Below are 18,709 nucleotides of genomic sequence, written 5' to 3' on the forward strand. Positions count from 1 at the left end.
TACCTTGGTGATTTTTTCGCATAAAGAATTTGACATAATCGTTGGTTGGAAACATATCTACTGGAAAGCAATGCATTCCGGCGATCGGCAAAGACAACTGCATAAATTGGATAAATCCATTACAAAACGGCTAGCAGTTGCTGGCGATAGCTTTTCGAAAAATATATTCGATAAGTCGATTCGGAGGTCAGATCGTCAGCCTGTAAGATCTTCTGCACTGAGGTGGTAAGAGCTTGGCTGATTGGCTTATTTAGTTCACCGTTCACCGAGCTATCAAACTCGCCGTCTATCGAGCTAGCCTCAGTTGCAGGTACACCTACTTCGCACACGACAGCCAAATGTTCCGGCAGATCATCGGCGATGCGCTGTGAGAACTGCTTCAGCGTCGGCTCCGCCAAGACGAACAACCATGCTTGATCGTCAATGTCGCCTATACGGCGAAGGACCCTCCCTAAAACCTGACGATAATGCAGCTCAGTTCGAATTCGACTGAGATAGCAGCAAACCTGTAGCCGAGGTATATCGGTTCCCTCGCTGATCATTCCCACAGCAACAATCCAACGGCAATCGCTAATTTTAAAACTGTTGATTACCTGCTGCGCATCTGGTGTTCTCGTAGTCACGACTTGGAAGCTTTCACCCTTGCTCTTTAGCGCCAAAGCTACTTGGTGGGCATGATCGATATTAGTAGCAACAATCAGTCCCGCAGCATTCGGCTTGAGCATCCGCAACTCATCGAGTTTCCTGCTTCCCAAATCGAGCAACTGGTTGAGCGCGTCTTCATGATAAACCAGATCCTGGTATGAGACCGGAGATTCACGTAGCAGTTTAGCAATGCTGGGAAAAAGTTTGACGGTGCTATCATTCGCGAAATCCTCTTTGTATCTCACCATCTGGTTATCTAGCAGAACAATGCGAGGTGACCGGCACACGCCATCGGAAATGGCTTCCTTGAGCCCGTAACGATAGTCGCAAATCAATCGGCCTTCCGGATTGGAGTAGCGAGCCAGAGCAATGCCTCTGTCATCTGAGCGCCATGGCGTACCCGATAGAGCCAACGTATAAGCAGCGCGGTCTTGCATTTTCAAAACAATTTGCTGCCCCCAAGCATTGCTCAAAAGCGGATCGTATCCTGAGCAGTGATGGATCTCGTCGAATACTGCAAACACGCGGTAGTCATCGAAGAGCCTCCAGAAGGCTTCATCCTGGTGTTCCATCGCTTGATAGGTACTCGCGGCTCCTACGGCACCGATAAGCCCATCCAGACGTTTCCCAAGTACAGCGGAGAACGTCGAGCGAAAGCCGTCGACGACTTGACATGACGGAGCAAAACACAGCACGAGATCAATCTTGCCTTGCTCCAATAGTTGTCGAGCCAGCTCTGCGGCCATTCGTGTCTTCCCGGCCCCTGGAGTGGCTTGACAGAAGAAATGCGGCGTTGTGGTGTAGTGCTCCAGCGCTATTTCAATGCATTGGCTCTGCCATTTTCTCGGCGATGCTTTCATCGTGCGGACATGACTGTCTTGAGCGTCTTTTCGACCGCTCGGAGATGTCCTAGAAGACGAGAGCTTCGGTCTCGAGCTTCGAGATAATCACCTTCGACTTGGTCTTTCAGATGCGGCATTTCGTCGAGCAGTTGCTTATAGCGCTCCGTCTCTCCCATGGAGGAAAGGAAGTCGAGCCGAATCTCTTTGAGTATGGATTTCAGGTGTTGGACCACATCCAGCCCAGGTTGCTCTGAGTCGATGCTTTGTGCGGACTGTTGCAACGGTTTATTCACCGATTTGACACTGTTCTCGTACCCATTATCGATGAGCTCCACCTGTAGATTCGCTGGGATACTCTGCCAGTGATAGATCTGACCCCGCTTTTGTCGTTTTTCATCTTGAATAACCCATCCGGTACGCAGCATCCGTCTGATTTGCTCATAGACATATCTGCGCAGGTCGCTGCTGTTGAACGGAATACCCGCCAGTTGAGTGGCGTAAGCGTTACGTAAGTCGTTGGTCGTAAATTGGCGTAGGTGCTCCTGCTGAAATAGGTCGTACAACCGCCTGTCGAAGATAAATGAATCGGGTTTCATGCAGGCACCTGGAAGGGAAATTCGCGGAACAGTCAAAATGCGGATTATAGTCCGTGGCCGATTCATCCGCAAACGCAAGATAGTGCCGCCTCAGTGGAGACCGAGGCGGATATGCATCAGCTTGCAAAGGCATTGGGCGAAAGAATACGGACACAACGGAAAGCCAAAGGATTTTCTCAAGATACCTTGGCGCACTCCTGCAGTGTCGATCGTAGCTATATGGGGCGTATTGAGCGCGGCGAAGTGAATATCACCGTAGAAAAGCTATATCGCATAGCCAACGTTCTGGAATGCGAGCCTCAGTACCTCTTGCCTGAAGCGCTTTCTATCCACGAGTTGGCTTCTGATCTGGCGGCAAGCGACTGAACCAAAATTAGTCGGCACTCAATGACCAGAACTGACAAATTACTGATTCATATGCGCAGCATCCCTTGGCAAGGGCCAGCATGGGCTCTACCCGGCACGCGCACCTGCCATGACTTTTCACTTGGATTGGAATTCTTTTCATTAAGAATGGAATCAGCCAGAGCCATAGAGAGCCGTGTCGCGGAAACGCTAAAGGCGAACATCGTGTGTGAAATGTTGTCGTGATGCCGGGCCATTGCTGGAGGAATATCCGCAGTGTGGCGCTGAACAGTCGCACTTCGAGGCACACCTCCAGATTGGCGACACTCTTGGCCCACAGTTGGTATCGCTCATACACCAAGCGGCCTTGGCGAAGCTGGCGCCCCCAGCGCTGCGCACAAAGGATTCGATACTCATGAGGGTTTCCATAGATGGCACTATAAGCTTTTGGCTTACACAGCCTATTGCAATTACTGTCTACGGTAACTTCAGTGATCATTAGAAAATAAAATGGAGTCTTTAGATTTTAAAATGAAAACTGCCAAAGCTTAGTCACTATTGCGCAATTAACTCTCACACCGAGGTAACGCTGCCCCCCCCTAATTTGGAACTGCCAATTAAGTTGGCACTTCAGTAGATTCTCGCACCCGTCCGTCTTGAATAGCTTAGAGCCGCGCAATGACACTCAATGACCGGAACTGACATTGATTCAAACGCGCAGCGGCCCTTCGTAAGCATCGCAATGGACCTTACCTGGGACGCGTAACCGCCAAGGCTTTTCACTTCGATTAAAAACCTTTTCATTAAGATTCAAAGTGAAGCGCCAATACATTTAAGTTTTCGAAGGAAAGAAACATTAAGTATTTAAGCCAGCACGCAGTACGTCCTCTTCTCACTGAACTCTGCGCAATCATGCTCGAGCTAATTTTTCGGGGTTTTCTTTGTAGACGCCCACCCGCTCGAAATCATGAACTGTTCGAGCAGGCTCGCGTAGACTCCATGAGTGAATCGTTAATATCGGCCGGTTCCTGATTCCACGATACAACTGTAGCAGGCCACAACATTCAACTTTTCAACGGCTGGCCACGGGTCGCGATGACAAAAAATAACCTGGCCAGTTTCCAGGATCAATTGACCTCCACAACCTCGCTGAACTGTATCACCGGCGCGATATCAGTATAATTTATGATGTCTTGGTATATCTTTTCTGCATGCGGCGCGAAGCTTTGTTGGAAGGTTTCAAACGATTCGCAGAAAAGGTGGCACATACCAATATAGAGTGGCTTGGAGCCTGGCAGTCCTCCTGAAACGCCCTTGTCTATCGTGAACTTTCTCAACCCCTCCCCCATGAGCGACCTCACCAGTGGCAGGTGTGTATCGCGATAGTAGTCATGGTCAAAACGGGCATTTTCCTGGTACGGGTACAGCACACTGACTTTTATCATCGAGTCCAACTCCATAAGTTAGAACAGCTTTTCACTCAATGGTCTTGATCCTGTTAGCCCAAAGCTTCAAGGGTGACCATTTCCGTCCACGAAGTGTGCGAGTAGCTGGCATCTGATTAACAGGTGCGCAAGGGACAAGGTGGCGACCAACAGTCAACCCGGATCCGCCCATCCAAAGTGCTGATCAAGATCAAGACCTGGCATTAGGTTCCGGCCTGCATAACCGTAGAGCGGACTATGAGACCCCGACTGTTTGATTGACCGAATCGCACCTGTTTACCGGCGGGAGCCGATGCCATATTCAGCCCTTCAAATTTCTGATCGTTGTGCCAGCTTTACTCCAAGAGCTCGGCAACCCGGAAAGTTGAGCAGGAGGGTTTCGACATGACGACGTTGATCACGCCATATCAAGTGCCTGAGTGGATTCAGGGCACGATGCTGAGCAGCAGCGACACTCAGGGTTGGCACGGGGTCATCCAGCGTTCCTATCAACTAGAGGCCTGGGAGGTGGCGGCACCAGCGATCGATCATTACGCCATCATGCTGCTACGCTCGAAAACGCCCGCAGCCCTGCAGCGTCGATGTACTGGAGGATGGCAGCGAAACACGTTCTCCCCGGGCGATATCTCGCTCTTGTCGATCGCTCAGCCTGCCCATTGGCGATGGCAGGAAAGCCTGGACGTCTCCCATATTTACCTGAGCCGGGAACTGCTGTTAAACGTCTCGCGGGAGGTGACGGGGCGTAACGTCAGTGAAGTCCGATTACACGATTTGTTGGCGATCCGCGATCCTGTCCTTACCTCGATTGCCTTGGCAATAACTTCCGAGGCGCAAAGTCCTGCAGCAGGGGGAGCCATGTATGCCGAGGCCCTCGCAACTCAGATGGCCGTGCACTTGCTCAGGAACTATTCAAGCCTTGAGTTCCAGGCGGACCGTTCCTCGCTCAAGCTTGACGGTGCCCGAATGCGCAAACTTCACGCCTACATAGAGGCACATCTGGAGAGCTCTCTTTCCATCGCGAACCTTGCCGATCAGGTCAACATGGGCGTATGGGCATTTTCGCGTGCGTTCAAGGAGGCCACAGGCTGCCCTCCTCACTTGTACATTATGAACGAACGAGTCAAGCGAGCGCAGACTCTGCTGGGCAGCGTAGCCTTGCCATTAAAAGAAATCGCCCTTCAATGCGGTTTTTCGGACCAGGCCCACATGTCACGACTGCTCAAGGCCAAGCTCGGTGTCACACCCGGGCAGTTGCAACGAAGCGCTTTAAAGCCTGTGGCTGCAGATTGAATCACCTGAATATTCAAAAATCCCCACCCTTCGCTTCAATACCTCACCTCTGGCCCTTTGTAGGCTTCGATCAACCGGTCATCAGTCACTTTCCCTGAGCCGGTTGGTAGCGACATTTCGCCGATTATAAAAACAATAGCTGGAGGATGTATGGATAGCAGCAATGCGCATAGCGCTTCTACTAATGCCGCTCAAGACGTACAAGTTTATGACACCGTGATCATCGGTGCCGGGATTGGCGGCCTGTACCAACTACACAAACTGCGCGAGGCCGGGCTCAAGGTCATTGCCATCGATGCCGGCACCAGCGTGGGCGGCACCTGGTACTGGAACCGCTACCCCGGCGCGCGAGTAGACTCTCCGAGCCATGTCTACCAGTACTGGTTTTCGGAAGAACTCAACAACGCCTGGAACTGGAGCGAACGTTTTCCCGCGCAGCCCGAGACCGAGCGCTACCTGAACTTCGTCGCTGAGCGCTATGACTTGCGCAAGGACATTCAGCTCAGTACCCGGGTGCTGTCCTGCGTGTTTGACGAAAGCAAAAGTCGTTGGCAGGTACGCACTGATCGCGGAGCGATCATCGACGCCAAGTACGTCATCTCTTGCGCCGGAACCTTATCGACACCCCTCAAGGATCTGTTCGAGGGCGAAAAGTCTTTCACTGGCGAGGTCTACCACACCTCTCGCTGGCCAAAGACCCCCGTGGACTTGAAAGGCAAGCGCGTGGGCGTAGTCGGTACAGGCGCCACCGGCATCCAGGTGGTCCAGACCATCGCACCGCAAGTGGCGGCACTGAAAGTCTTTCAGCGCACGGCCCCCTACACGATCCCAATGAAAAATCAGACCTACAGCGACGCGGACCGCGCGCAACTCAAGGCGCGTTTTCATGAGATCAAGGCGCTGGCTCGCAACAGCTTCGTCGGCTTCGATTTCGACTTCACCTACGGCAGTTACAACGAAGCCTCTGCCCAGGACCGGCTCAAGGTGCTGGAAATGCTGTGGGACGATGGCTCGCTCGCACTGTGGGCAGGCTCCTATGGCGAAATCTTCACCGATGACGCGGTCAATAAAGAAGTCTCCGAATTTGTCCGGCGGAAAATGAGCGACCGCATCAAGGATCCGGAGCTCATCAAGAAACTGGTGCCGACCGATTATGGATTCGGCACACGCCGGGTGCCTCTGGACACCCGCTATCTGGAAGCTTTTCTGTTGCCTCACGTGGAAATCATCGACATCAAATCCGCACCCATCGAACGGATTGTTCCAACAGGCGTTCAAACCGCCGATGGCAAAATCCACGAACTGGACGTCTTGATTCTTGCTACCGGGTTCGACGCGTCCACGGGAGCCCTGACCCAGATCGATATTCGTGGCCGCAACAACCAGTCCCTGCGCGAGGAGTGGTCGCACGACATCAAGACCACCCTGGGGCTCATGGTTCACAAGTTTCCCAACCTGTTCATGACCGCCGCCCCGCTGTCTCCAGGCGCTGCGTTGTGCAATGCCCCAACTTGCCTGCAGCATCAGGTGGAATGGATCACCGACTGCATTCTCTTCCTGGAAGAAAAACAGCGTCATTCCATCGAGCCTACAAAAGCCCAGCAAGACCAATGGGTCGAGCATCACGACGAACTGGCAGCAAGCTCCCTGCTCTCCAAGACACGCTCCTGGTATACGGGGGGCAATGTCGCCGGTAAACCGAAACGCCTACTGGCCTATGCCGGTGGTGTCAACGTCTACCGCGAGCGTTGCGAGGCGGTCGCGACGCAAGCCTATGCGGATTTCCAGATCAAATAAAAAGTTGCCGGCCTGAGCGCCGGCTGCTCACCCACTGGTCATTACGGGTAGCCCAATGAGCCTGCATCCCTATTACAACGCTGAAAACCACGGCCCTTATGAAATCATCAACATCGGTGATCTGGACCTGGCCTGCGGCAAGACTCTGCACAATTGTGAGCTGGCAGTGGCGACACACGGCCAGCTCAACGAGAACAAAGACAACGCCATACTGATTCCCACCTGGTACTCCGGCACCAGCAAAATCATCCAGGATGTCTTCATCGGAACTGGCAGGGCCATCGACCCCGACAAGTACTTCGTGATCATCGTCAATCAGATCGGCAACGGCCTCTCCAGCTCACCTCACAACACACTTGGGATTTACGCAAAAGCTGGTTTCCCGACAATTTCCATTGCAGACGACGTCACTGCGCAGCACCGGCTGGTGACTGAGCACTTGGGACTGACGAAACTGGCGCTGGTGATGGGCGGCTCGATGGGCGCGCAACAGACCTATGAATGGGCCGTGCGTTACCCTTCGATGGTTGATCGCATGGCAGCCATCGCCGGTACTGCACGTACCTCGGACATCAACAAAATCATAGCCGACACAATCATCCACGGTCTGCGCACAGACCCATCATTCAGCCATGGCGACTACGTTGACTCACAGGCTGTGAGCGCTGGTTTGACTCAACACGCACGCCTGATGACGCTGTATGGCTTGAGCGCGTCTTTCTTTGAGCAGCAGCACTACAAACCGCTCGGTTTCGACAGCGTCGAGGCTTTTTTTGAAGGGTTCATGAAACCCTACTTCTCACCTATGGACCCGAATAACCTGATCACAATGCTGGAGAAATGGCGTGCAGTTGACGTCAGTGCCCTTGAGGGCGGGAATTTGAGGGCTGCCTTGGGGCGCATAACCGCCAAAGCCTTGATCATGCCGATCAGCCAGGACATGTTTTTTCCGCCCTCAATGTGCCTTGCCGAAGCGGAAATGATCAAGGATGCAGTGTTTTATGCGTCAAGCAGCCCCAGCGGCCACCTTGGCCTTTTCGGAGTCGACGGCGACTGGATACGGGAGGTGGATAACCAGCTCGCAGAACTGCTCGGGCGAAAGTAAGCCTGCCAGTGTTCAACCTCACGCAAGCTTCAATTGGCCACCGCGTCGCCACAAATGGCCGAGCATCACCTACTCAATGCTGTACAAACCCCTAAAATTGCCGGACTCGCTTAATCGCGAGGCGGGACAGACTTTGCGCCTTACCAACGCTCCACCGGTTTGTTCAGCTCACCTGGCTTTTGCCCTCGGTTCAGGTGTATTTCAGGCGCCTTCGGGCGCCTTTTTTTGGCCTGTTCGTAAATGCCCCAGGCACCGGCTTCGAGCTTACGGCAGGCGTAAAAAAGGCAACCCGCGGGCTGCCCTTATCAACTCTGACTAATTCAACTCGATAGGTTTATCCCACCAATCCAAGTGACTTGAGCACATCCTCAGACTCCAGGAACGTATGGGGACTGAGCATCTTGCCGCCCCGCTCCACCCAGCCCATGAAATTCTCGCCCGCATCCCAGCCGAGCAATCGTTGTACTTCGCTCGGTAGCCCCTTGAGCGTCTCGAAGGGGATGGACAGGTATTGGTTTTCCTCTTGGCGAACACATCCCAGGTCGATCCCCATGGTCAGGCCGGTGCGGGGCGTGTCGCTGGAGTTGGTGCCGCCGCCATGGTAGGTCGACCCAATGAACAGCAGGGCCGAGCCTGCTGCCATCTCCGCGTTGACCGTTTCTTCGGGCTGAGGGCAGCGCTCGTCGTCCCATTTGTGGCTGCCCGGGATGACCTTGGTAGCACCTGTAGCTTCGGTGAACTCTGTGATCGCCAGCATGATCTGCAAACGGGCTTCGCGGCCATAGTTCGGATGGCGCCAGAGAAAACTGGTGTCATCGCGATGCAATGGTTGCTTGCCCTGGCCTGGATGAATCTGGATGGCCTGAGTCATGCCGATCTGAATTTGCGGGGTGACTGTCGTGCGCTCCTGGCCGAACCACACATCCACAGGCTTTTGCAGGATTTTGCGTGCAGCCCCCAAATACAAGGGGTGCATCACCACATCGACCATCCGCGAGCATCGGGCGAACAATCGACTGGCACGGCGAGTCGATGTGCCGACGAAAAAGTTTTCATGACCAAAACTCGAGGTATCGAGTGCTGCATCAATCTGCGCTTTGAGTTCGACGAGTACATCACTTGCCATGAAGTCGGCAATAATCACGCCGCCATCGCGCTCGATTATCTCAACGACCTGCTCCACGGATGCAGTGCCAGGCAGAGTCACAAGGGAAGCAGTAGACATGTTTGGAGCCCTCTGGAAACGTAGGGTTGCGCTGATGGTTTTCTCAAAAAACCATCAGCAGGAATGAAATCGACTGTAGGGACGCGCGAGCGCGATTCACAGGTTCGCAACTGACAGAAAAGGGAGGAATTACGGCCATTCCAAGAAGCGGCCGCACGCCTCCTCCAGTGGTCAGAAGCTCCAGGTGACGAGGGTTTCAAAAAGACTGGAGCGGTCGTTGGCACCGAAGATCTGCTTGGCTGCGTCGCCAGGTAAAGCCACGCCGTACAAGGCACTGAGCGTCAGGGCTGGCGTAATGGTCCAGTTCACATACAGATCGACTTCGTTGGCGAAGTCGCGGCTGGTAACACCCTCGGGGGCCTTTTCCAGGCGGAACCGGTAGCCCATCAACCCTATAGCGACATCCTGACGTGGTTGCACGGCCAGCTTCAGCAAGTCGATGTCGACGTTGCTGTTGAACAGCATGTATTCACCGACAATCTCACCCTGATACCAGGTCCCGTATTCCCCTCCGTAGCCATAGGTCATCGGGTCGTAATCGTTGGAGTACTGAGTGCGGCGGTACGTCAGGGTCGGCGTCCACGCCACGTCCGTGAAGGCATAACTGGCTTGTGCGTACCAGCCATGGGCGGACTTGTTGGCTTCGCCACCCTTCTCCCAGACATACTCGCCTGCCAGGCTGATTTGCGGCAAAGCGGCAAACGGTGTGCCCTTGGCACGCAGGTCATAGACATCAACCCCGTCACGCGCCGTATTGTCGGCGTCCAGGGTGTGGTAGTAAGTCGCGCCCAGGGTGCCGAGTGTGTCGCGCCATTCGACATTACCCCCACGCAGGCGCAGGCGTTCCTTGTAATCGGCGTAGTCGAGGTCCTGAGTTGCGGTCAGGTCGAACAGGTCCGCATGAATTTTTCCCGTGTTCAACTGGGCGATCAGTGTATTAGTGAATGCGGTACGCGGACCAATCCAGGCGGCCGCATCCTTACCCTGGTCAGCATGACCGTCACCGATCAGAAAGCCGTTGTCGATCATGAAGTTTTGACGTCCGCCGCTCAGGGTAATGGCGTCTTTACCGAGCGAGGGGAACAGGTCCGCGCTTTTCCAGCCGACGTACGCGGTTTCCCACCCGATGGATTCCGGGTCGTCATGGGTAAAACCACCGGCATCGCTACCACCGCGCGTCATCGCCCCGACAGCTGAGGCACCACCGAACACTGTTCCGTAGTCAGTGTCTGGCCCTGTAACCTTCACCCCTGGCAAAACAAAGCCTTCAAACCGACTGGAAGTGCGGTCCACCTCAAGCCCGATGCTGCTGGTACGGCCGCCGAATGCCTGGTTTTTGTGGTAGAGGTACGCAGCCCCCACCGTCATTGAGGGTTCGACCAACACATCCCCGATCTGAAAGCTGTCGAATGCGAAACTGGAACCTGCATACAGCGTTCCGATACCTGCCGCCAAACTGCGAATCGACATTTTCATCACTGCCCTTTCCTTTCAATCAATGCGTTATGCCAATCATGGCGACGTGCGATCGATTGTCTGGTTTAAGAGCGCTTGGCTAAAGGCGCAAACGGGTCAAAAAAGGGGATCGTAAGCGACACTTCAACGTGGCAACGGCAACGCTTTTTCAGTGCCTGACCTGCGAGCGATACTGCGAAGGTGTACACCCGCTCCAACGTTGAAATGCCCTTCGGAAGGCGGCAGCCTCGCTGAAGCCCAATTGTTCGGCAATCCGTGCGATAGGGACTTGCTGTAACAGCAGCTCCTGCGCGCGTTGATAGCGTATCTCGCCGAGCAGCTCATGAAAGCTGGTACCCGCGGCTCGCAAGTGACGCTGAAGGGTTTTGCTTGAACAGGCCATGTTCAATGCAATGCTGTTAAGGGTGGGAACAGAATCAAACTGAGTACAGATGGCCGATTTCACATTCGCGAGAATATCCCGCGGACTCTCCAGCTGGGACTTGAGCTGGGAGCAGTGCTTCTTCATCTGGGCATGGGAAACCGAATGTGCACAAGGCAGCGGCTGATCGAGCCAACGGGCATCAAAAGACAGGCAGTGAGGGCGCGACGAATCAAAAGACACCGGGCACTCAAAATAACGTTTATAGGTCTGCGCATCCGCCAATTCAGGAAAGCCGATATTGATGTTCAACATCGGCAAGGGCTGATAAAGCAAGTCGGCGATGAGACTTTGCAATGCCGTCAGGCAGAACTCGATCGCCAACCCACGTAATTGATCCTCAACGTCAAACGTGTCGCTGACGGTCAAGGTCGCCACACCGTGTTCTTCCTTCAGACTCAGCTCAAAGCCTGTGCCCAGTGGCAACGGATAATCGAAAAGCAGGCGCAGCGCTGATCTGAGGTCACAACTTGAAAGCAGGGTGAAGCCGAAGATGCCGTACGCAGCCAATCGGCAACGATTGCCCAGTTCCAGGCCCAGATGCGCATTGCCTGTCATGGCAAGTGCGTTGCGCAGGATGGCGTATTCCTGAGACGGCGCGATCAGTCGCAGGCCAGCCTGAAGTTCCTCGGCATCAAGATCAGTTCCCTGCAGCAACCCTTCCGTCGGGTGACCCGCTTCAATCATCAGCGAGTCGACCAGTGCGATGAAGTGCAGCGTGGCCAGTCTATCGATGTCATCTAAAGATCCTCCCATGATATTCACTCCCCATGCTGATTCAGCGGGGAGCATAAACCTTGGTCAGAAATCAGAAACAGGTGCCAAACGACCAAAAATCGGGGCACAACGGCCTCGTCACAACTTAATGGCCGACGCGAATCATGTTTACCCACATCGTGCGCATTGTCTCAAGCGTTTCGTCCCAATGTTGCTGATCGGCGGCGATCTGTTTGTTGTAAAACAACAGCCCTTCGATTTGCGAAGCGATAAGCGTCGCGTAGACATCAGCCTTGCTGGAGGTCAACTGCGGATTCACCTCCCTGATCAAGTTCGCCAGGATGCGGCAGAACTCACCGTAGATATGCTTGAGATGCTCATTGACGGCTTTGTCGTGTTCGGCCAACGCCCACGTCTGGAATGAGAACGATGCAATCCAGGGGTCCAGCGTCGCGGCCATGTCTTCATCGATTACCTTCAGGAAGCGCTGCTCAGGCGTGAGCGACGTCTCATTGGCAATGTCGTAGAAGCGAGTGACGAAGACCTCGATTTTTGCCCGAATCATGGAAAGCAGAAGGTTTTCGGTAGTACCGCAGTAATGCTGGAGGTTACTGAGGCTGATGCCCAACTCACTGGCAACTCGCCGGGCGGAAAACTGAGCGTAGCCATCCCGTACGAAAAGCATGGCTGCTGCTTCAATGATGTCCTCGATCCGCTGAACGCGTTTCTTTTCGCGGGGGCTGGCGGTCCTGTCAAACAGCGACTCGGCCCGTGTGCTTTCACTCGACATCGCGTAATGCTCCAAAAGCGCATGTTCCATTTTTACAGAATGCCTGCTGCCAAAGCCGCGATCTGATCTCGCGGGTATTGGCCTATCCTTGGCGCTCTGCAGACTGACAAGAATTGTAGGTAGGACACTTGATATAGGTCAAGCGACCGAGTTTTATGAATCATTTAACCTTCGTTTCGGTTAGCGTCAGTCCAAAGCCATTCGGGCCGCCTCTGCTACTTCTATCAAAGGCCGACAGTGACCTTCTTGAGTGTCAACTGGCGGACGTTGCGGTAGCCACCCTTGTAGCTGGTAGCAATCACCAGGCGCATGGCCAGGTAATAGGCCAGGACACAAACGGCGAGCGTCGGCATCGTTGCCCCAACGTAACGGAAGGTGGGGCCTACCGCCAACGTCAGCGGATCAAACAACATCAGGTATACCGCCGCCCCCAGGGCGATGGTGGCCATGGCAACCCAATTGACACCACCCCAGAACCAGTAAGCACCTTCTTCGCTCTTTACGAACAGGTGTGTCGGCAACAACACCTGACGACGCAGCAAGAGAAAATCTGTCAACAGCACGGCGGCAATGCCCGCGAAAATGGCGCTGTTGTAGGCCAGCCAATTCATCACATGCGCAATCAACCATTGCGTATTGAAGGCAACCACCAATCCCGGCAACAACAGCACCAGAATGATCATGTCCCAGCGCATCCTGGCAAAGAACCGTACTTGTTGAACCGAGACCCCGGCAAAGTAGAAGAAGCTGATCAAGGTGCCCAGGTTGGCCAGCAGGAGTATGGATACGATCACCGTGCCAACGCCATTGCCAGCGGTCTTGATCACCCATTCTGCTGGCTCGGTGGAACCGGTCACCACCGCCGCCAGCGCCCCTACGGCAGAGGTGAAACCTGCACCAATCAACCCTGCGCCCAACAACGAAGGCGTGATGAGATGCTTGCGTTTATGAATAAGCCGAGCGATTCCGCCAAAAAAAGGGACACTGGTCAACGCATTGGATGCCCCGAACTCGACGCCGTAGGCCAGTTGCAGCAATGGGTCGGTGGCGTAGGCTAACTTCGCATCAACATTGGTCTGCAGCAGGGTCGTCAAACTGACATCACGCGTGATCAGGTAAAGCACAATGCAAGCGATGATCAGAATGGCCGGTGAGGTATACCGTGTCAGCAAGGCAATCATCGCCGGGCCCTTTCTCAGCAGCGCCCAGACCAGGGCAAGCATGAGCACCGATACAGTGGCGACAAAGCCGTTGTCGATTTCGCCGCCAGGATTGAACAGGATCTGCTGCAGGCGACCGGCGGCTTGTCCGGTCATGGCGATGAGCACGAATGACCAACCCAGGGTAGTAATCAGGATCAGTGCCAGCAGCAATGAAGAACCACGGGTGCCCATCGAGCTTTTGGCCGCATCGACCGGATCGACACCGTGGCGAAAACAGATCATTCCTGAAGCCAGATACACGGGCGCGAGACCCACTATCAGGCCGATCAGGTAACCGGCAATACCGATAGAGGTATTGCCGATGTAGGCAATGGAAGCACCAAATAGATAATTGAAACTGGCCGCACCGATGGCAACGCATGCCGCCAGCAATGAGCCAAAGCCATTGTACAACCGGTTTGAACCCTGCACCGGCAAGCGCCCTGCCAAGGCTTCACGCGATATTGCGCCACTCACATCCGCACCCGAATCACTCATGGAATTCCCCTGATCTACCGTCGACAAGACAAGCTCGAATTATGAGCCGGCGGCGATAGTCCAACAGGTGCGACGCGGACAAATTACCGGTGAGCGACGCACCGCTCATACGGCAAAATCAAGTCTGCTCCCACCAATGAAAAGGCCCCGGCATTACGCCAGGGCCTGGTTCGGCAAGTCTGATTTACAGCCCAACACTGACCTTCTTCAGGGCCAACTGTGCAACATTTCGATAACCGCCTTTGTCACTCGATGCAATCACCAGGCGCATGGCCGCATAGTACGTCACGATACACAGTGCGAAAGAAGGCATGGCCGCACCGATGTAGCGAAACGAGCCGCCTACCGCCAGTGTCATCGGGTTGAACAATGACAGGTAGGAACACACACCCAACACAATGACGCCCATCGCAACCCAGTTCACCCCTCCCCAGAACCAATAAGCGCTGTCACTGGTTTTGACAAACAAGTGGCCGGGCAGGACTTTCTGTTGGCGCAGCAGCAGATAGTCGGTGAGCAGTATCGCGGCGATACCGACAAACATCGCGCCGTTGTAGGCCAGCCAGTTCATCACATGGGCGATCAACCAATCTGTTTCAAAGGCCACCACGATGCCCGGCAGTAACAGAATGGCGATGATCATGTCCCAGCGCATCCTGGCGAAAAACCTGATCTGCTGGACCGACACACCGGCCAGGTAGAAAAAGCTCACCAAGGTCCCGAGATTGGCCAGCAACAGTATTGTCACGATCAACGTACCCAGGCCATTTCCAGCGGTCTTGACCACCCACTCCGCGGGCTCGGTAGAGCCCGTGGCCACGGCTGCCAGGGCCCCCACGGCAGTGGTAAAACCCGCACCAATCAATCCAGCGCCCAGCAGGCATGGTGTGACCAGATGTTTGCGTTTGTGGATCAACCGCGCCATGCCGCCAAAAAACGGCACGATGGTCAGTGCATTGGAAGCACCAAATTCAACGCCGTAGGCCAACTGCAATAACGGGTCGGTGGTATAGGCCAGTTTCGGGTCGACATTGGTATGCAACAACGTTGAAAAACTGACGTCCCGGGTGACGAGATACAACACGACTGCCGCAATGATCAGAATCGCCGGCGAAGTGAAGCGCGTGAGCATCGCAATCATGGCGGGGCCTTTTCTGAGCAGCACCCAGATCAACACCAGCATGAAAATCGAAACAAGAGCCACGAACGTGTTGTCGATACCACCGCCCGGATTGAACAGCACCTGTTGCAGCCGCCCTGCTGCCTGCCCCGTCATGGCGACCAGCACGAACGACCAGCCCAGCGTAGTCACCAGGATCATCAACAGCAGCAATGCGGAACCCCGAGTGCCCAGCGCACTTTTTGCCGCATCCACAGGGTCGACACCATGCCGATAACTCAGCATCCCGGAGGCCAGATACATTGGCGCCAAGGTCATCATCAGGCCGATGACATAGCCAGCAATGCCGATGCTCGTGTTACCGATGTAGGCGATAGAAGCACCAAACAAGTAGTTGAAACTAGCCGCCCCGATTGCAATAGCCGCGCCCAGCAATGTGCCAAAACCATTGTACAACCGCGCGGAACCTGGCACCGGCAAGCGCCCTGCCAGCGTTTCCCGAGAGATAAGCCCGCTTACGTCTTCACCTGAATTGCTCATGGCAAACCTCTATCAGATGTAAAAGCCCACGAGGGCCCAAAGGACAATACCGGCAACAAACCAGCCAGCCGCTGTCAGGATGATCGAACCGGTCGGCAAACTGGTTTCGTCATTGAGGTTCTCGGGAGAATTCAAGGCGATCAAACTCCTGACCAGATCGAGGTCAAGATCGCCGATCGTGTCGTCGACCAGAAAAGAATGTTCGTCTGAGATATGAAGGCTGGATACATCACGCATAAGCTGCTCCTGAAAAACGGTAGAGGGCAGAATGTCTGGAAAGATCGTTTTTATTGTGTGCCAGCATCCGTGCGTGCCTTGACCATGACCGGCCAATTCCGCGCCATCCGTTGACGCCTTGATTATGGGCTTGCCAACCTTGGCAAACAGGTGCGCAGGGGACATTTTGAGGGTCATTGCTCCCTCCCCGCCAACCTGCTGCCGAACGGTATCGATCAGCCTTTGCGGCGGAATACTTCGAAGGCTGCTGGCAGCTCATCTGCTTCGTGACCGCGCGCAGCTGTCTGGTCGACGTACTCGGAAAACAATTGCAGCAAACCGTGCTCTACGCCTGATTTTTTCGCCCGCTTCAGCAGCGATTGCACACCCAGCGAATGAACATGAATAGAAGCTTCGTTACCGGAGTAGTCCTGCTGATCGATGGCCTCGATTGTGCGCTTCCAGGTGCTTTCTATTACGGGTTTGAACGCATTCAATGCTGTTTTGAAGTCCTTGATATCGACCTGCTCGGCCTCCAGCATCGCCGCACTTTGCATCAACGCGAAGGTATTGCCGTAGTACATCGTCAGCAAGCTGCCATCCAGCAGATTGGCTGATGATGGCTTGCTGCCGACATAGGTCATGCGCCCACCCAGCAGCTTCATTTGCGTCTCGCAACTGTCCCACACCGCACGATCACCGGACACCAGCAGCAAGCATTCGGGACCACCGACCTTGGTCGGATAATCCATGATCGCACCGTCCAGGTAATTCACCCCGACTTCTGCCGCCCACAGGGCGCCGAGCTCTGCCTCCCTGCCATCGCCGGTGGTCAATTGCACGATCGTCTTGCCCTCGAGCAGAGGCGTGATCTCATCCTGGTGAAACAGCGCATTACTCGTGGTGTAGTCAGCCAGGCAGACGATGATGAGGTCGGAGGCACTCACCGCGGCAACAAAGTCCGCCGCGGCCTTTGCGCCCAATGCAACCAATGGATCAGCCTTGGAAGCTGATCGATTCCAGACAGTAACTTGCAAACCGGCATCAATAAATGGCGGGACCAGCGCCGCGCCCATTTGGCCAAGACCGATAAACGTTGCTTTTGAATGCTTCATGCCAATTCCTTCTTGCTGATGAGATGTCAACCGCGTCAGCCGCGGTGCCCAAGGACTCTAGGCAGCTGACGCTTGGCAAAAAAGGTGCTTTATGGCCAACAAAGCATCCTCGACAGGACAGTCGCTTGCCGGGCCTTGCGCCAGGCCCTGACACGCTGAAGGGTGGCCGCACAGACGTTGTAATTTGGCCCCTGCTCACCTGTTTGGCGCCGCCACCGCCGCCCTACCATGAGCTCACCGGCAACACCGCTGAAAGGCCCTGCGTAATCCGCAGCCTCCATCTCACCTTGGAATAGAGAGCGACCGATGAGCATCATCCAGGCACAACACATCATGTTGAACGACCCCGCCCATGTGCGCGTCGCCTATGAGCCTAAGTACAGCCACGGCTCGGCATTCATCAATGGCACTTACGTGGATCTGGATAACGCGGCAATCCCGATGTCCGACTTGGGCTTTACCCAAGCGGATGCTTGCTACGATGTAGTAAGTGTCAGCAAAGGTTATTTTTTCCGCCTTGAAGACCATCTGGAGCGCTTCGAAAGCGCGTGCACCAAATTTCAGCTGACCAACCCTTACACCAAAAAGCAGACCACCGAGATCCTCACGAACCTGGTCAAACAGGCCGGTGCCAAGGAGGCTTACGTATGGTGGGCGGTAACCCGCGGCTTCATGCCAGATGGCGGTGATCGGATCAATCCCAATGCATACGAAAACCGCTTCTATGCGTTTGTCGTGCCCTACGTATTCATTTCCAACGACGAACAAAGGGCTCGTGGCATCGACCTGCTGGTGAGCAAACAATTCATTCGCATTCCGCCCGAAGCGGTGGACCCTACCGCGAAGAATTTCCACTGGATGGACCTCAAGCTATCGCTGTTCGAAGCCAACACCGCCAACAAGGAATGGTCGGTACTGTGTGACGCCAGCGGTTATCTGACCGAAGCGCCCGGTTCAAACATCTTCCTGATCAAGGACGGTGTGCTGTACACGCCGGATTCCGGCTGCCTGGAAGGCATCACGCGCAAAACCACGCTGGAGCTGGCAAAGGAAATCGGCATGCCCATCCATGTCGAACGTGTCCATGTCGAACAGTTGCTCAATGCCGACGAAGCCTTCCTGACTTCCACCGCCGGCGGGATCATGCCAATCAATACCGTCGATGACACCGTACTGGGCGGCAAGGCTGGCCCCGGCGAATTGACCACTCAACTGCACAACCTTTACTGGACCAAACGCTGGGACGGCTGGCTTGGCACTGCCGTGGACTACAGCACACCGGCGAACGTTTAGTCGGCCCTCAAGTGCGGTAGCTACCTATCGC

16 protein-coding genes are annotated in these 18,709 nt (G+C 54.7%); 5 read left to right on the forward strand and 11 right to left on the reverse strand.

What is annotated here, in order from left to right:
• Positions 1 to 119: 119 nt before the first annotated feature.
• Together B0D71_RS05220 and B0D71_RS05225 are read right to left on the reverse strand one after the other, a co-directional pair.
• Entirely contained in the window at positions 120 to 1,505 is a 1,386-nt protein-coding gene (locus tag B0D71_RS05220; protein ID WP_103393788.1) for a DEAD/DEAH box helicase, read from the reverse strand.
• Positions 1,502 to 2,083, reverse strand: coding sequence for a hypothetical protein (locus B0D71_RS05225; protein WP_103393789.1), 582 nt, complete (start codon positions 2,081 to 2,083; stop codon positions 1,502 to 1,504). Before B0D71_RS05225 ends, B0D71_RS05220 begins: the two co-directional genes overlap by 4 nt.
• A 111-nt stretch (positions 2,084 to 2,194) precedes the next feature.
• Here B0D71_RS05225 and B0D71_RS05230 point away from each other — a divergent pair, with 111 nt between their 5' ends.
• Positions 2,195 to 2,449: a helix-turn-helix domain-containing protein gene (locus B0D71_RS05230; RefSeq protein ID WP_103393790.1), complete on the forward strand. Its 255-nt coding sequence runs from the start codon at positions 2,195 to 2,197 to the stop codon at positions 2,447 to 2,449.
• A gap of 1,106 nt (positions 2,450 to 3,555) precedes the next feature.
• On the opposite strand, the gene B0D71_RS05240 is transcribed toward B0D71_RS05230, so the two are convergent.
• Entirely contained in the window at positions 3,556 to 3,873 is a 318-nt protein-coding gene (locus tag B0D71_RS05240) for an EthD family reductase (protein ID WP_103394025.1), read from the reverse strand.
• Positions 3,874 to 4,257: 384 nt separating this feature from the next.
• On the opposite strand from B0D71_RS05240, the gene B0D71_RS05245 reads away from it, so the two are divergent.
• From B0D71_RS05245 to B0D71_RS05255, 3 genes are all read left to right on the forward strand, one after another.
• Positions 4,258 to 5,163 carry a helix-turn-helix domain-containing protein gene (locus tag B0D71_RS05245; RefSeq protein ID WP_103393792.1) on the forward strand — a complete coding sequence of 302 codons (906 nt, stop codon included), beginning with the start codon at positions 4,258 to 4,260 and terminating at the stop codon, positions 5,161 to 5,163.
• Positions 5,164 to 5,313: 150 nt separating this feature from the next.
• Positions 5,314 to 6,960: a flavin-containing monooxygenase gene (locus B0D71_RS05250; protein ID WP_103393793.1), complete on the forward strand. Its 1,647-nt coding sequence runs from the start codon at positions 5,314 to 5,316 to the stop codon at positions 6,958 to 6,960.
• 55 nt (positions 6,961 to 7,015) lie between these two features.
• Positions 7,016 to 8,065: an alpha/beta fold hydrolase gene (locus B0D71_RS05255; RefSeq protein ID WP_240635670.1), complete on the forward strand. Its 1,050-nt coding sequence runs from the start codon at positions 7,016 to 7,018 to the stop codon at positions 8,063 to 8,065.
• 334 nt (positions 8,066 to 8,399) lie between these two features.
• On the opposite strand, the gene B0D71_RS05260 is transcribed toward B0D71_RS05255, so the two are convergent.
• From B0D71_RS05260 to B0D71_RS05295, 8 genes are all read right to left on the reverse strand, one after another.
• The gene (locus B0D71_RS05260; protein WP_103393794.1) at positions 8,400 to 9,290 is read right to left on the reverse strand and encodes a phytanoyl-CoA dioxygenase family protein; all 891 of its coding nucleotides are present in this window, start codon (positions 9,288 to 9,290) and stop codon (positions 8,400 to 8,402) included.
• A 171-nt stretch (positions 9,291 to 9,461) separates the two neighbouring features.
• Positions 9,462 to 10,766 (reverse strand): alginate export family protein, encoded by a 1,305-nt coding sequence (locus tag B0D71_RS05265; protein ID WP_103393795.1) that lies wholly within the window; start codon positions 10,764 to 10,766, stop codon positions 9,462 to 9,464.
• Positions 10,767 to 10,914: 148 nt separating this feature from the next.
• Positions 10,915 to 11,943 carry an AraC family transcriptional regulator gene (locus B0D71_RS05270; RefSeq protein WP_165798689.1) on the reverse strand — a complete coding sequence of 343 codons (1,029 nt, stop codon included), beginning with the start codon at positions 11,941 to 11,943 and terminating at the stop codon, positions 10,915 to 10,917.
• A gap of 106 nt (positions 11,944 to 12,049) precedes the next feature.
• A complete protein-coding gene (locus tag B0D71_RS05275; RefSeq protein WP_103393797.1) occupies positions 12,050 to 12,724 on the reverse strand; it encodes a TetR/AcrR family transcriptional regulator in 675 nt (224 codons plus the stop codon).
• A gap of 194 nt (positions 12,725 to 12,918) precedes the next feature.
• The gene (locus B0D71_RS05280) at positions 12,919 to 14,394 is read right to left on the reverse strand and encodes a cytosine permease (protein ID WP_103393798.1); all 1,476 of its coding nucleotides are present in this window, start codon (positions 14,392 to 14,394) and stop codon (positions 12,919 to 12,921) included.
• Positions 14,395 to 14,578: 184 nt separating this feature from the next.
• A complete protein-coding gene (locus B0D71_RS05285; RefSeq protein WP_103393799.1) occupies positions 14,579 to 16,054 on the reverse strand; it encodes a cytosine permease in 1,476 nt (491 codons plus the stop codon).
• A 12-nt stretch (positions 16,055 to 16,066) separates the two neighbouring features.
• Positions 16,067 to 16,468, reverse strand: coding sequence for a hypothetical protein (locus tag B0D71_RS05290; RefSeq protein ID WP_103393800.1), 402 nt, complete (start codon positions 16,466 to 16,468; stop codon positions 16,067 to 16,069).
• A 38-nt stretch (positions 16,469 to 16,506) separates the two neighbouring features.
• Positions 16,507 to 17,415 carry an NAD(P)-dependent oxidoreductase gene (locus tag B0D71_RS05295; protein ID WP_133160917.1) on the reverse strand — a complete coding sequence of 303 codons (909 nt, stop codon included), beginning with the start codon at positions 17,413 to 17,415 and terminating at the stop codon, positions 16,507 to 16,509.
• Positions 17,416 to 17,691: 276 nt separating this feature from the next.
• Between B0D71_RS05295 and B0D71_RS05300 the strand changes: the two genes are divergently transcribed.
• A complete protein-coding gene (locus B0D71_RS05300; RefSeq protein ID WP_103393802.1) occupies positions 17,692 to 18,678 on the forward strand; it encodes an aminotransferase class IV in 987 nt (328 codons plus the stop codon).
• The last annotated feature ends 31 nt before the right edge of the window (positions 18,679 to 18,709 follow it).

The sequence above is a fragment of the Pseudomonas laurylsulfativorans genome, assembly GCF_002906155.1.
In the GTDB taxonomy this organism is placed as follows: domain Bacteria; phylum Pseudomonadota; class Gammaproteobacteria; order Pseudomonadales; family Pseudomonadaceae; genus Aquipseudomonas; species Aquipseudomonas laurylsulfativorans.

What these genes read in the sequence shown, in the direction of transcription:
- B0D71_RS05220 (WP_103393788.1), bottom strand. Translation starts at nt 1,505, where the DNA reads ATGAAAGCATCGCCGAGAAAATGGCAGAGCCAATGCATTGAAATAGCG.
- B0D71_RS05225 (WP_103393789.1), bottom strand. Translation starts at nt 2,083, where the DNA reads ATGAAACCCGATTCATTTATCTTCGACAGGCGGTTGTACGACCTATTT.
- B0D71_RS05230 (WP_103393790.1), top strand. Translation starts at nt 2,195, where the DNA reads ATGCATCAGCTTGCAAAGGCATTGGGCGAAAGAATACGGACACAACGG.
- B0D71_RS05240 (WP_103394025.1), bottom strand. Translation starts at nt 3,873, where the DNA reads ATGATAAAAGTCAGTGTGCTGTACCCGTACCAGGAAAATGCCCGTTTT.
- B0D71_RS05245 (WP_103393792.1), top strand. Translation starts at nt 4,258, where the DNA reads ATGACGACGTTGATCACGCCATATCAAGTGCCTGAGTGGATTCAGGGC.
- B0D71_RS05250 (WP_103393793.1), top strand. Translation starts at nt 5,314, where the DNA reads ATGGATAGCAGCAATGCGCATAGCGCTTCTACTAATGCCGCTCAAGAC.
- B0D71_RS05255 (WP_240635670.1), top strand. Translation starts at nt 7,016, where the DNA reads ATGAGCCTGCATCCCTATTACAACGCTGAAAACCACGGCCCTTATGAA.
- B0D71_RS05260 (WP_103393794.1), bottom strand. Translation starts at nt 9,290, where the DNA reads ATGTCTACTGCTTCCCTTGTGACTCTGCCTGGCACTGCATCCGTGGAG.
- B0D71_RS05265 (WP_103393795.1), bottom strand. Translation starts at nt 10,766, where the DNA reads ATGAAAATGTCGATTCGCAGTTTGGCGGCAGGTATCGGAACGCTGTAT.
- B0D71_RS05270 (WP_165798689.1), bottom strand. Translation starts at nt 11,943, where the DNA reads ATGGGAGGATCTTTAGATGACATCGATAGACTGGCCACGCTGCACTTC.
- B0D71_RS05275 (WP_103393797.1), bottom strand. Translation starts at nt 12,724, where the DNA reads ATGGAACATGCGCTTTTGGAGCATTACGCGATGTCGAGTGAAAGCACA.
- B0D71_RS05280 (WP_103393798.1), bottom strand. Translation starts at nt 14,394, where the DNA reads ATGAGTGATTCGGGTGCGGATGTGAGTGGCGCAATATCGCGTGAAGCC.
- B0D71_RS05285 (WP_103393799.1), bottom strand. Translation starts at nt 16,054, where the DNA reads ATGAGCAATTCAGGTGAAGACGTAAGCGGGCTTATCTCTCGGGAAACG.
- B0D71_RS05290 (WP_103393800.1), bottom strand. Translation starts at nt 16,468, where the DNA reads ATGACCCTCAAAATGTCCCCTGCGCACCTGTTTGCCAAGGTTGGCAAG.
- B0D71_RS05300 (WP_103393802.1), top strand. Translation starts at nt 17,692, where the DNA reads ATGAGCATCATCCAGGCACAACACATCATGTTGAACGACCCCGCCCAT.